Genomic DNA, 12,471 nt, shown 5'->3' with positions numbered 1-12,471 from the left:
CGCCCCCCGCCGACACGGAGGTGCGGCGGAGGTGCGGCGGGTGCGGGCCCGCGTGGGGGCCCGCACGGGGCGCGCGGGTGCTACTTGGGGGCGGGGGCCTCGGACGGGGTGGCCGGGGCGGCCGCCGGGTCGGGGGCCTCTTCGAAGGAGACCTTGCCCATGTGGCGGTTCATGGACTTCATCAGGGCCCAGACCGCGAGGGCCAGGGCCGCGAAGACGACGAAGCCGAGGACGCCGGGGGTCACCTTGTTCTTGTCCAGCTCTTCGGCGGCGAAGGGGACAAGCTGGGTCAGTGCCAGGTGTGCGCTCATGTCAGGCATTGTCGCGGATGCCCGCGAAGAGATCTTGCTCGGGGAGGGAGGTCGGGACCAGCGCCTTGCTGAGCTCGTACTCCTCCGTCGGCCAGACCTCCTTCTGGATGTCCATCGGGACCCGGAACCAGCCGCCGTCGGGGTCGATCTGGGTGCGGTGGGCGATGAGGGCCTTGTCGCGGGTCTCGAAGAAGTCGGCGCAGGGCACGAACGTGGTCAGCGTCCGGGGCTTGCGCTCGAACTCCTTCCAGCGCTCCAGCCACTCTCCGTAGGGGGACTCCAGGCCGCGGGCGACGAGCGCCTCGTGGAGGGCGGTGGTGCGGGGGAGGTTGAAGCCCTGGTTGTAGTAGAGCTTCAGCGGCTGCCAGACCGGGCCGAACTCGGCCTCCGGGTACTTCTCGGCGTCGGCCGCGCCGTCGAAGGCCACCATCGTGATCTTGTGGGTCATGATGTGGTCGGGGTGCGGGTAGCCGCCGTTCTCGTCGTAGGTCGTGACGACCTGCGGCCGGAAGGAGCGGATCTTGCGGACCAGCGCGCCGGCGGCCGTGTCCACCTCCTCCAGGGCGAAGCAGCCCTCCGGCAGCGGGGGCAGCGGGTCGCCCTCGGGCAGGCCGGAGTCGACGAAGCCCAGCCACTCCTGGGAGACGCCGAGGATCTCGCGGGCCTCGTCCATCTCCTTGCGGCGGACCTCGTGGATGTTCTCCTCGATGTAGGGGTCGCCCTGAAGCTGGGGATTCAGGACCGAGCCGCGCTCGCCGCCCGTGCACGTCACGACAAGGACGTCCACCCCCTCGGACACGTACTTGGCCATCGTCGCCGCACCCTTGCTCGACTCGTCGTCGGGGTGGGCGTGAACGGCCATCAGTCGCAGCTGCTCAGTCAAGACTCGATCCTCAGTGAATTGGACGTGAAGCCAGGTCTCTATAGTGACGGAATCGGGGGAACGAAAATTCCGCCACCCCCGGCTTCGAGAGGATCGATCATGAGCGCGGTGCGAGAGCAGCTGCCCGAGGGGCGCTACGGGCGCTCAGCGGACGAGCGGGCCGACCGCAAGCTCAGGATCACCGGTGCCGTGCTCGGCGTCCTCTTCCTCGGTCTGATGGGCTGGTTCGGCTGGCACTACGTCGTCGACAGCAGGATCAGCGCCGAGATGATCAAGTTCGACGTGGTGAGCGACACCGAGGTCCAGGTCCACCTGGAGATCCGCAAGGACGAGGGCGTCAAGGGCGTCTGCACGCTGCGCTCCCGCTCCGAGGACGGCGCCGAGGTGGCCCGCAAGGACGTGCGGGTCGACGACCCCGCCGGCCGGGTCGACCACGTGTACTCGCTGCGCACCACCGCCCGCGCGACCAGTGCCGAGCTCCTGGGGTGTACGGCGCCGTAGCGGTGGGTAGGGACCGGGTGACGAGTCCTGGCGGGTCGCCGCGGTGACCTGGGACGACGCCATCCTGATGGTTTATGTCCTCCCGCTTTTCGCCACTCATTGTTAGGCTCGTGGTTTCGCCCACCCGGGACGCCATGCATTCCCGTGTAGGGCGATGCTTTGTATTCCCAGTACCTACGAGGAGCACCTGTGACCCAGACCAGCGACAACGTCACCTGGCTCACCCAGGAGGCGTACAACAAGCTCAAGGACGAGCTTGAGTACCTGTCTGGTCCCGCGCGTACCGAGATCGCGACGAAGATCGCCGCGGCTCGTGAAGAGGGCGACCTGCGCGAGAACGGCGGGTACCACGCGGCCAAGGAGGAGCAGGGCAAGCAGGAGCTCCGGGTCCGCCAGCTCACCCAGCTGCTCCAGCACGCCAAGGTCGGCGAGGCGCCGGCGGACGACGGCGTCGTCGAGCCCGGCATGGTCGTCACGATCGCCTTCGACGGCGACGAGGACGACACGATGACCTTCCTGCTCGCCTCCCGCGAGTACGCGAGCGGTGACATCGAGACCTACTCGCCGCAGTCGCCGCTCGGCGTCGGCGTCAACGGCAAGAAGGCCGGCGACGACGCGGAGTACGAGCTGCCGAACGGCAAGAAGGCCACGGTGAAGATCCTCAGCGCCACGCCGTACTCCGGCTGATCCGCCTGATCCGCACTTCTTTCGCCGAAGGGCCGGCCCCCTCCCGGGGACCGGCCCTTCGTCTTGCGTGTACGTGTCATGATGCGGGACTGACGTGGCGTCACACACGTCACGTCAACACACGTCGGCAGGGGGATAGACGAGGTGCTCGGACCGCTGCGCGAGGGCGCGCCACGGCAGATCGGACCGTACGAGGTGCTCGCCCGGCTCGGCGCCGGCGGCATGGGCGAGGTGTTCCTCGGCCGCGCCGCCGGGTCGTCCGGGCCCGCGGCCGGGGTGTTCGTGGCGGTGAAGACCGTGCGGCGGGACGTGGCGGGGGACGCGGCGTTCCGGGACCGGTTCCGGCGTGAGATCAGGGTGGCGGGACTGGTGGACAGCCGGTACGCCGCGGCGCCCGTGGGGGGCGACGCCGATGCCGAGGTGCCGTGGCTGGCGACGGCGTACGTGCCGGGGCCGAGCCTCGCCCAGGCGGTGCGGCGCGGCGGCGCGCTGCCCGTGGCCGGCGTGCGGGCGCTCGGCGCGGACGTCGCGCGGGCCCTGGCGGACCTGCACCGGGCGGGGGTCCTGCACCGCGACCTCAAGCCGGGGAACGTGATGCTCTCGGTCGAGGGCCCGCGTCTGATCGACTTCGGCATCGCCCGCAGCAACACCGCCACCACCATGACCGCCACCGGCCTGATGGTCGGCACGCCCTCCTTCATGTCCCCCGAGCACGTGGCGGGCGCCCGGCACGTGACCGCCGCCTCCGACGTCTTCTGCCTCGGCTCCCTGCTCTGCTACGCGGCGACCGGCGAGGACCCCTTCGGCGACGGGCCGCTCGCCGCCGTCCTCTACCGCGTCTCCCAGGCCGAGGCCGACCTGGCCCGGGTGCCGGACGAGCTGCGCGGGACCGTCGCCGCCTGCCTGGCCCTCGACCCCGCGGCCCGGCCGACACCCGAGCGGCTCGTGGAGCTGCTCGCACCCGGTGCCGGGGCGAAACCCTTCCCCTGGCCGGAGGGCGTACGGGAGCACATCGGCGAGTACGGGCGGGACCTCGCCCAGCTGGTGGCCTCGGGCGGGCCGCTCCTGGAGGCGCCGCCCGTCACCGGCCCCGTCGTCACCCCCGCCGTGCCCGGCCTGCACTCCGTACCGACGCAGGCGCCGCCCCCGCGGCCCGCCGCGCCGCCCCGCCGGCGCCGGGGCCGGGTCCTGGCGGCCGTGCTGGCCCTCGCGGTCGTGGCCGGCGGCGTCGGCACGTACCTGCTGTGGCCGGGGGCGAGGAAGCCGCAGGCCCCGGCGCGGGCCGCGCCGCCCGCCGTGCCCCGCGTGCCCGGCGTCGACGGCCGGGGGCTCGCCGACGCCTCGGGCGTCGTGCCGCAGAGCGCGGCCCAGCGGCCGGCCGGCTGGAAGTCCTGGCACACGAAGCTGACCGCCCCCGCGTTCGGCTGCTCGGCCAACGAGAAGGTGCTCGTGTGCCGGACGACGGACGGGCGGTACGAGGCGCTGGACCCGGCGAGCGGGAAGAAGCTGTGGGACGTGCCGCGCGCGAAGGACACGCCCGGCGACACGTACGTCAGCGGCCACGGCTATCCCTTCACGGGCGGCAGCGCCACCCGCCCCACGGTGCACGAGGGAAACGTGGTCCTCGTCGCGGGGCGCACCCTTCAGGTGCGCGACGCGCGCACCGGGGCGGCGCGCTGGCAGAAGCCGGCGCAGGGACCCCAGGGTTTCTGGGCCACCCGGCCGGTGGTCGCGGACGGGATCGTGTTCGCGGCGACGGAGGTGACGGAGGACAACTCGTGGGTCCGGGCCGCCCTGACCGCGTTCTCCCTGGCCGACGGACGGCAGCTCTGGTCGAAGGAGCTCACCAACGGGGAGATCTCCTTTGCCGAACGCAAGGCGTACGAGCCGGTGGCCTACGCCCGAGGTGTCGTCTACGCCCTCAGCCAGGGCGGCCTCGTGGCCTACGACGGCAGGAGCGGCACCCAGCTCGGACAGGCGGAACCCGACGCCGGGGAGTGCGAGACCGTCAAGGTGCCGGGCGCGGCGGCGTACTGCGCCGGCGACGGGTCCGGGGCCGACACGGACACCACCCTGCACGTGCTCGACGCCCGCACCCTCGTCACCAAGGCGTCGCTGCCCGGCCCCCTGGGCAGGGCCACGCCCACGGCGGTCGGTCCGCGCGCCGTCGTGACCTGGGACAAGGGCCTGCGGATCCTCGACCCGCGCACCGGCGAGACCCTCGCCTCCTTCCCGCTGAAGACGGCCCCGGCGGGCCTGGCCCAGAGCTGGTCGTCGCCGCTGCTCGCGGGCGACCGGGCCGTGTACGCCGACTACTCCGCGCTCTACAGCGTGCGGCTCGGCGCCGACGGCAGGCCGGGCCGCGTCGAGGTCACGCCGGTGCCGGGGGCGCCGGGGCCCCGGGCCGAGGAGGAGGACCACGACCCGAACTACGGCGACTTCCTCTCCCGGCAGATCCGGGAGCCGGAGGTGCTGCCGGTCGGCGGGATCGCGTACGTCGTCTTCGACAAGGGTGTCGTCGCCTCCGTCGAGCTCCCCGCCGAGAAGGAGTAGTCCGTTGCTGGAAGCCCTGCCCGCCGGGCGGCCCCCGCGTCTCGTCGGCCCCTACCGGCTGCTCGCCCGGATCGGGGCCGGCGGCATGGGCGAGGTGCATCTCGCCTGCCGGGCGGACGCGCCGACGGCCGACCCGTACCGGATGGTCGCGGTGAAGACCGTGCGGGAGGAGCTGGAGGTCGACGCGGACTTCCGGACGCGGTTCCGGCGGGAGATCGCGGCGGCGCGGACGGTGGACGGGCCGGGGGTGGCGCGGCTCGTGGACGCGGACGCCGACGCGCCGTCGCCGTGGCTGGCGACCGAGTACGTGCCGGGTCCGTCGCTCGCCGAGGCCGTCGTGCGGTCGGGGGCGCTGCCCGTGCCGGCCGTGCGGGCGCTGGGGGTCGCGCTCGCCGGGGCGCTGGCGGGGGTGCACGGGGTGGAGGTGCTGCACCGGGACCTCAAGCCGGCGAACGTGCTGCTGGGCGCGGCGGGGCCGAAGCTGATCGACTTCGGCATCGCGCAGGCCTTCGAGGCGACGGCGCTGACGTCGACGGGTCTGGTGGTGGGCTCGCCCGGGTTCATGTCGCCGGAGCACCTGGTGGGGAGCCGGGCGGTGGTGCCGGCCTCCGACGTGTTCTGTCTGGGTGCGGTGCTCGCGTTCGCGGCGAGCGGCCGGGGGCCGTTCGACGACGAGGAGATGGGCGCGGTGATCTTCCGGATCAGCCGGGCCGATGCCGAACTGTCCGGCGTGCCGGAGGAGTTGCGGCCGGTGGTGGAGCGGTGTCTGCGGCTCGATCCGGCCGGGCGGCCGTCGCCTGCCGAGCTGGTCTCGCTCCTCGGCGGCGGGGCCGCGCCCGAGGTGTTCCCCTGGCCCGGCGGGGTGCTGTCGCTGCTCGGCGAGTACGGCGAGGCGGCCCGGAGCATCGGGGAGGCGGCGGGGTCCGGCGCGGGCGTGGCGGACCTGCCGACGCTCGGCCCGGTCGTCCCGTACTCCCCCACGGCCATGACCGACCGGCCGGTGGCCCCGCCCGCCCCCGCCCGGCGCCGCCCGTGGGGCGCGGTCGTCGCGGGCGCGGTGGCGGTGGCCGTGCTGGCGACGGCGGGCGTGGTGCTGCTGGACCGGACCGGCGAGGAGGGCGGTACGTCCACGGGCGGGAACGCCGGGCCGACGCCGAGCACGGGGCCCGGCGGCCCGGCCCCCGTCGCGCTGGGCCGGGTCGTCCTGCCGTACGGCTCCGAGGGCCGCACCAACGACTTCGGCGAGGCCGGTACGGACCGCGCGTACCGCCCGGCGGGCTGGGCTCCCTGGACCACCGAGGTGGAGCCGGGGGTCGGTGCCTGCGCGCTCTCGCCGAAGCTGCTGATCTGTCCCGGGAACGCCGGTGCGGTGACCGCACTGGGCGCGGCGGACGGCAAGGAGGTGTGGAAGGTGCCCCCGCGGGCCGGGAGCGAGCTGAGCGGGCCCAAGTTCCCGGCGGTCGTCGGGGACGAGGTGTACGTGACGGGCATGGACGGGGTCGCCGTCCACGGGCTCGCCGACGGGAGGGCGAAGGGCCGGATCCCGGGGCCGGAGGGCGACTGGGGCATCAAGCACACCGATCTGGTGGACGGCGTCCTGTACTCGACGTACTTCGGCGTCCGCGAGGAGGGGACGGGGCTGGTGACCGCCGTCCGGCTCCGGGACCGCCGGCAGCTGTGGAGCGCTCCGCTCGCCGGGGTGCCGGAGGAGCTCGTCGTGGGCGCGGGGAAGGTGTTCGTCACGCTCGGCTCGGACGAGTCGCTGGCGTTCGACGCCGGCGCGGGCGGCAAGGCGAGCCGGATCCGGGAGGACTGCGGCACCTTCGTCGTGCACGAGCGGAGCGGGAGCGTGCTGTGCGCGGGTCGCGCCGACGGGGCGGTCGTGGTCCTCGACGCGCGGACGCTGAAGCCGCTGCGGACCCTGGGCGGCGGCGGGGAGACGCCGACGGCCGGGCCGGCCGTCGGCGCGGACGGCCTGGTCGCGCTGGTGGACGGCGGTGGCGAGCTGGTCGCGTACGACCTGCGGAGCGGGCGGGTGCGGTGGCGGCGGGCGGCCGAGTCCGCCGACCGCGTGTACCTCGCCGGCGACCGGGTCGTCACCACCGGTCCGACCGTGGTGGTGTCCTATCCGGCGTCCGGGAAGGGCGACGTGGAGAGGTACCGGCCCAACACCCCCGACGGCTTCCCGCACCCGCAGTCCGGCGGGGACGCGCTGGCCGCCGGCGGGGCGGTCTTCCTGCCCCTTCCCGACGGCCTCGTCGTCTCCGGATACCTCCCCTGACCCGGCGGGCCGGGGAGGCCGGGGGTCACACCGTCGCCGAGCGGTACTTCCGTACGGACAGGGTGCGGAAGAGGACGACGATCAGGGTCGACCAGATGACGGACGCCCAGACGGCGTGCTGCATGGGCCACGCGTCGGACTGGACGACGCCCGGGTTGCCGAAGAGTTCGCGGCAGGCCTGGACGGTGGCGCTGAAGGGGTTCCACTCGGCGATGGGGCGGATCCAGGAGGCCATCATGCTGGGGTCGACGAAGGCGTTGGACACGAAGGTGACCGGGAAGAGCCAGATCAGGCCGCCGGAGGTGGCCGCCTCGGGGGTGCGGACGGAGAGGCCGATGAGGGCGCCGATCCACGAGAAGGCGTAGCCGAGGAGGAGGAGCAGGGCGAAGGCGCCGAGGGCCTTGGGGATGCCGTTGTGGATGCGCCAGCCGACGAGGAGGCCGACGATCGCGAGGACCACGACGGTGAGCGCGGTCTGGACGAGGTCGGCGAGGGTGCGGCCGGTGAGGACGGCGCCGCGGGCCATCGGCAGCGAGCGGAAACGGTCGACGAGGCCCTTGTGCATGTCGTCGGCGATGCCCGCGCCCGCTCCGGCGGTGGCGAAGGTGACGGTCTGGGCGAAGATGCCGGCCATCAGGAACTCGCGGTAGACCGCCGGGTCCGTGTTGCCTCCGACGCTCATCGAGCCGCCGAAGACGTAGCTGAAGAGGACCACGAACATGACGGGCTGGATCAGCCCGAAGATGACCATCTCCGGGATGCGGCTCATCCGGATCAGGTTGCGCTTGGTGACGACCAGCGAGTCGCCGATCGACTGGGCGACGCCCCCGCGCGGCTTGGGGGCCCCGGGGACGGTGTCGGTCAGGGTGGTCACGAGGCCTTCTCCTTCCGGTCCTTGCGGTCCTTGCGGCTCTTGTCGGCGCCGCCGGCCGCGCCGTTCTCCTCCTCTTCCTCGCGCTCGGCCGCGTGGCCGGTGAGGTAGAGGAAGACGTCGTCGAGGGTGGGGCGGCGCAGGCCGATGTCGTCGATCCCGACGCCGACGGCGTCCAGGTCGCGGATGACCTCGGCGAGCAGCTTGGCGCCCCCGGTGACGGGGACGGTGAGCTTGCGGACGTGGTTCTCGACGGAGACGTCGCCGTGGCCGGTGCCCGAGGCGCCGTAGCGGGCGAGGACGTCGCGGGCGCCGTCGATCATCTCGGGCTGCTGGACGACGACCTCGACGCGTTCGCCGCCGGTCCGGGCCTTGAGCTGGTCGGCGGTGCCGCGGGCGATGACCCTGCCGTGGTCGACGACGCAGATGTCGTGGGCGAGGTGGTCGGCCTCCTCCAGGTACTGGGTGGTGAGGAGCAGGGTCGTACCGCCCGCGACGAGCTCCTTGATGACGTCCCAGAGGGCCTGGCGGTTGCGGGGGTCGAGGCCGGTGGTGGGTTCGTCCATGAACATGACCGGCGGGGCGACGACGAGGGCGGCGGCGAGGTCGAGGCGGCGGCGCATGCCTCCGGAGTACGTCTTGGCGGTCCGGTCTGCGGCGTCGGAGAGGTGGAAGCGGTCGAGGAGCTCGCCGGCCCGCTCCTTCGCGGCCTTCGCCTTCATCTGGTACAGCTGCCCCACCATCTGCAGGTTCTCGCGGCCCGTGAGGTACTCGTCGACGGCGGCGAACTGGCCCGAGAGGCCGATCGAGCGGCGGACCTCGTTGGGGTGCTTCAGGACGTCGATCCCGGCGACGACGGCCCGGCCGCTGTCGGGCTGGAGCAGGGTCGTCAGGACGCGCACGGCGGTGGTCTTCCCCGCGCCGTTCGGACCGAGCAGGCCCAGGACGGTGCCCTCGGGCACGTCGAGGTCCACGCCGTCCAGAGCTCGTACGTCACCGAAGGTCTTCACCAGACCCTCGGCGTAGATCGCGCCTGGCATAGGAATTCTCCCAGGGAGATTCGGGCGTTTCCGTCCGATCCTAGGCGCGCCGGGCGGACCTCGCCCAGCGGATAGGTGACCCGCGTCACAGGCCCGAGGGGTGGTGTGCGGCGCGGTGGAGGTCAGCCGAGGACGGTGTACCCCGCGTCCCGCAGCGCCTCCTCGACCTCCCGGCAGTGCTCGGGGCCCTTCGTCTCCAGGTGCAGCTCGACCTCCGCCTCGGTGAGGCCGAGGCGCGGGTCGGTGCGGACGTGGCTGACGTCCAGGACGTTCGCGTCGACCACCGTCAGGACCGCGAGCAGGGTCGCCAGCGCGCCCGGCCGGTCCGTCACCCGCAGCCGCAGGCTCAGGTAGCGGCCTCCGGCGGCCATGCCGTGCCGGAGGACGCGCTGGAGGAGCAGCGGGTCGACGTTCCCGCCGGACAGGACCGCGACCACGGGCCCCCGGAAGGCCCCCGGGTCGTCGAGCAGGGCCGCGACCGGGCTGGCGCCGGCCGGTTCGACGAGCAGTTTCGCCCGCTCAAGGCAGAGCAGGAGGGCGGAGGAGAGGGCGTCCTCGGAGACCGTGCGGACCTCGTCGACGTACTCCTGGATCAGCGCGAACGGCACGTCGCCGGGCCGCCCCACCTTGATCCCGTCCGCCATCGTCACCGGCGACTCGACCACCACCGGATGCCCGGCGGCCAGCGAGGGCGGATAGGCGGCCGCTCCCTCGGCCTGGACGCCGATCACCTTCACGTCCGGGCGCAGCGACTTCACGGCGAGCCCGATGCCGGCCGCCAGACCGCCGCCGCCGACGCCCACCAGGATCGTCCGGACCTCCGGGCACTGCTCCAGGATCTCCAGGCCGACCGTCCCCTGTCCGGCGATGATGTCGGGGTGGTCGAAGGGGTGGATGAAGACCGCGCCGGTCTCCCGCGCGTACTGCTCCGCCGCCGCGAGCGTCTCGTCGACGACGTGGCCGTGCATCCGGACGTCGGCGCCGTAGTCCTTGGTGGCCGCGACCTTCGGCAGCGGGGCGCCGAGCGGCATGAAGACGGTCGCGCGCACGCCGAGCAGGTGCGAGGCGAGCGCCACACCCTGTGCGTGGTTGCCCGCCGAGGCGGCCACGACGCCGGCCGCGCGCTCCTCGGGACGCAGGCAGGCGATCCGCACGTACGCCCCGCGCAGTTTGAAGGAGCCCGTGCGCTGGAGGTTCTCGCACTTGAGGTGGACCGGCGCTCCGACCAGCGACGACAGGTGACGGCTGCCCTCCATCGCGGTCGTCCGGGCCACCCCGGACAGCATCTTCTGCGCGCCTCGCACGTCGTCCAGCATCAGATGGTGCAAGGGGTCTCGCGCACGGAAGCTCATGACAGCAAGTCTCGCAGCTCACGGCCCTGGTGGCCGCCCGGTGTACAGGTGCGTCAGCGGGTTTGGTCAGCCCCGGTACGCGCTCCGTCGGGTCCGCGTACTCTGTCCCCCACCGACCGACCACCCCCTCAGAGAGAGACCCACAGCCATGCCCACATCTCAGGACATGACGACTGAGCTCGACCACGGTCTCCTCGACGCGCTCCAGCACCAGGTGGCCGTCTTCGCCCGCCGGGCCGAGCAGACCCGCCTCGGCGGTACGGGGCAGCTCCGCAACTCCATGGACCGGGCCGCCTACCTGCTCCTCAACAGGCTGGACCAGGAAGGTCCGATGGGCGTCAAGGCACTGGCGGCGGGCATGGGCATCGACTCGTCCACCGTCACGCGGCAGGTCGCCCCGCTCGTCGACACCGGCCTGGTCAAGCGCACCTCGCACCCGGAGGACGGGCGCGCGGTCGTGCTCCAGCTCTCGCCGCGCGGCCTCGCCCGCCTCGAGGAGGTCCGATCCTCGCGCCGCCAGCTGATGGTCGAGGTGACGGACGGCTGGACGCAGGACGAGCGGGAGTCCTTCTGCACCCTGCTGACGCGCTTCAACACCGCCCTGTCCGCGCGGCAGTCGGGGCACGGCCCGGCGGGGGCGGCGGGCGCGGCGCGTGCCGCGGCGGAGACCGCGGCCGAGGCGCCGGCCGAGTAGGCCGTTCCTCCGGGGCCTCGCGCGGACCGGGCCGCGGCCGCCCGGGCACCCTCCGGCGGCGCGCCGGTCCGGACCCCGGTGGCGCGAGCGATCCGCGGCGGTGGGCGCCGACCTCTTGACCCCGTCCGTCCGCTGTCCTCATATGAGGACGTGGGACGACAGCCGAGGGAACGTGATCGCGAACGTGCCTACCGCACGCGGGAGTTCGACGCGTTCGTGGCCGGGGCCGCGGGCCGGCTGCTGCACACCGCGACCCTCCTCACCGCCGAGACCCGCGTCCGCAACCCGTACGCCCAGGCCCTGCTGACCGCCTCGCTCGCACACACGTACGCCGTGTGGGGGAGGCTGCACGACGAGGACCCGTACGACCTCACCCGCCGTGACCTCGCCGCCCGCTTCGCGCGCACCGCCTGGCGGCACCACGGCGGGTACGGCGGGGTGCTGTCCGTCCTCGGCCCGCGGGAGCGGCTCGTGGTCGTCCTGCGGCTGTACGAGGGCGTGGCCGAGGAGCAGGTCGCGGCCCTGCTCGGAGTCTCCGAGGCGCGCGTGCGCGCCGTCTGCGCCCGCTCCGTCACCGTCCTGCGCGCCGCGGCACGCGGCGGCGCCGGGACCGCCACGGCCGCCGCGCGCCACGGGACCGGGGCCTCGGGGGCCGCCGCGTGAGCCGGTACGGCGACAGGGAGGCGGCCGTGCGGCGGCTGCTCGACACCCCGCACCCCCCGGTGCCCGGCGACCTGTCGCTGCGGGCCGCCGCGCGCGGCGCCCGGCTGCGGCGCCGCGCCCGTACCGCACGCCGGGTGCTGTGGACGGTGGGCGCGGTCGCCGCGCTGGCCTTCGTGGTGTGGGCCTCGGTGACCCGTCCCTGGGAGGTACCGCCCGCGACGACCACACCACCGCTCGACGGCTGGTGACGAGGGCGGCCCGTGACGGCGGGGCCCTGGACGGGGACGACGGAGGGCCCGGGTGCCCCTCGGGGGTGCCCGGGCCCTCGGGGGGGGACTAGGGTCTGTTGCGAAAGTGGATCTTGTTCGTCGATGATCACCTGTCGTGGGACGTGGTGATCTGACGAACGGCCAGTGGGCCCGGCTTGAGCCCTTGCTGCCGACGGGCATCAAGCCGGGACGCCCGCAGGTGTGGACGCGGCGGCAGCTGATAGACGGCATACGGTGGCGGACCCGGACCGGTGCGCCCTGGCGGGACGTCCCCGAACGCTACGGGCCGTGGGACCGGGTCTACGACCTCTTCCGCCGCTGGCAGCGGGATGGGACCTGGGCCCGGATCCTCACCCAGCTCCAGGC

13 protein-coding genes are annotated in these 12,471 nt (G+C 73.7%); 8 read left to right on the top strand and 5 right to left on the bottom strand.

Annotated elements, in window-relative coordinates; genetic code table 11:
- Positions 1-80: 80 nt before the first annotated feature.
- Together AC067A_RS00065 and mca are read right to left on the bottom strand one after the other, a co-directional pair.
- Positions 81-320, bottom strand: coding sequence for a hypothetical protein (locus AC067A_RS00065; protein ID WP_478612279.1), 240 nt, complete (start codon positions 318-320; stop codon positions 81-83).
- Complete coding sequence (mca, locus tag AC067A_RS00060) at positions 313-1,194, bottom strand: mycothiol conjugate amidase Mca (RefSeq protein WP_478612276.1); 882 nt, start codon at positions 1,192-1,194, stop codon at positions 313-315. Before mca ends, AC067A_RS00065 begins: the two co-directional genes overlap by 8 nt.
- 99 nt (positions 1,195-1,293) lie before the next feature.
- On the opposite strand from mca, the gene AC067A_RS00055 reads away from it, so the two are divergent.
- From AC067A_RS00055 to AC067A_RS00040, 4 genes are all read left to right on the top strand, one after another.
- Complete coding sequence (locus tag AC067A_RS00055) at positions 1,294-1,695, top strand: DUF4307 domain-containing protein (protein WP_478612274.1); 402 nt, start codon at positions 1,294-1,296, stop codon at positions 1,693-1,695.
- Positions 1,696-1,884: 189 nt separating this feature from the next.
- Positions 1,885-2,382 (top strand): transcription elongation factor GreA, encoded by a 498-nt coding sequence (gene greA, locus AC067A_RS00050; protein WP_478612271.1) that lies wholly within the window; start codon positions 1,885-1,887, stop codon positions 2,380-2,382.
- 144 nt (positions 2,383-2,526) lie between these two features.
- Positions 2,527-4,935 (top strand): protein kinase domain-containing protein, encoded by a 2,409-nt coding sequence (locus AC067A_RS00045; protein WP_478612268.1) that lies wholly within the window; start codon positions 2,527-2,529, stop codon positions 4,933-4,935.
- Positions 4,936-4,939: 4 nt separating this feature from the next.
- Complete coding sequence (locus AC067A_RS00040) at positions 4,940-7,216, top strand: protein kinase domain-containing protein (RefSeq protein ID WP_478612266.1); 2,277 nt, start codon at positions 4,940-4,942, stop codon at positions 7,214-7,216.
- 25 nt (positions 7,217-7,241) lie between these two features.
- On the opposite strand, the gene AC067A_RS00035 is transcribed toward AC067A_RS00040, so the two are convergent.
- From AC067A_RS00035 to ilvA, 3 genes are all read right to left on the bottom strand, one after another.
- Entirely contained in the window at positions 7,242-8,090 is an 849-nt protein-coding gene (locus tag AC067A_RS00035; RefSeq protein ID WP_478612264.1) for an ABC transporter permease, read from the bottom strand.
- Positions 8,087-9,127 carry an ATP-binding cassette domain-containing protein gene (locus tag AC067A_RS00030; RefSeq protein WP_478612261.1) on the bottom strand — a complete coding sequence of 347 codons (1,041 nt, stop codon included), beginning with the start codon at positions 9,125-9,127 and terminating at the stop codon, positions 8,087-8,089. Before AC067A_RS00030 ends, AC067A_RS00035 begins: the two co-directional genes overlap by 4 nt.
- 122 nt (positions 9,128-9,249) lie before the next feature.
- Positions 9,250-10,479 carry a threonine ammonia-lyase gene (gene ilvA, locus AC067A_RS00025; RefSeq protein WP_478612258.1) on the bottom strand — a complete coding sequence of 410 codons (1,230 nt, stop codon included), beginning with the start codon at positions 10,477-10,479 and terminating at the stop codon, positions 9,250-9,252.
- Between the two features lie 148 nt (positions 10,480-10,627).
- On the opposite strand from ilvA, the gene AC067A_RS00020 reads away from it, so the two are divergent.
- The 4 genes from AC067A_RS00020 to AC067A_RS00005 all read left to right on the top strand — a co-directional run.
- Entirely contained in the window at positions 10,628-11,173 is a 546-nt protein-coding gene (locus AC067A_RS00020; protein WP_478612256.1) for a MarR family winged helix-turn-helix transcriptional regulator, read from the top strand.
- 150 nt (positions 11,174-11,323) lie between these two features.
- Positions 11,324-11,836 carry a sigma factor-like helix-turn-helix DNA-binding protein gene (locus tag AC067A_RS00015; RefSeq protein ID WP_478612253.1) on the top strand — a complete coding sequence of 171 codons (513 nt, stop codon included), beginning with the start codon at positions 11,324-11,326 and terminating at the stop codon, positions 11,834-11,836.
- A complete protein-coding gene (locus AC067A_RS00010; RefSeq protein WP_478612250.1) occupies positions 11,833-12,084 on the top strand; it encodes a hypothetical protein in 252 nt (83 codons plus the stop codon). Before AC067A_RS00015 ends, AC067A_RS00010 begins: the two co-directional genes overlap by 4 nt.
- A gap of 136 nt (positions 12,085-12,220) precedes the next feature.
- Positions 12,221-12,471 (top strand): transposase (locus AC067A_RS00005; protein WP_478612248.1); only part of this gene is annotated, 251 nt, incomplete at its 3' end.

The organism is Streptomyces sp. NPDC043176 (assembly GCF_056436715.1).
The sequence above is the reverse complement of the archived record's forward strand: the minus strand, read 5'-3'. Positions and strand labels throughout refer to the sequence as shown.

Bases quoted from the DNA above. Each gene is read 5' to 3' on its own strand.
- AC067A_RS00065 (WP_478612279.1), bottom strand. From the start codon at position 320: ATGCCTGACATGAGCGCACACCTGGCACTGACCCAGCTTGTCCCCTTC.
- AC067A_RS00055 (WP_478612274.1), top strand. From the start codon at position 1,294: ATGAGCGCGGTGCGAGAGCAGCTGCCCGAGGGGCGCTACGGGCGCTCA.
- AC067A_RS00030 (WP_478612261.1), bottom strand. From the start codon at position 9,127: ATGCCAGGCGCGATCTACGCCGAGGGTCTGGTGAAGACCTTCGGTGAC.
- ilvA (WP_478612258.1), bottom strand. From the start codon at position 10,479: ATGAGCTTCCGTGCGCGAGACCCCTTGCACCATCTGATGCTGGACGAC.
- AC067A_RS00020 (WP_478612256.1), top strand. From the start codon at position 10,628: ATGCCCACATCTCAGGACATGACGACTGAGCTCGACCACGGTCTCCTC.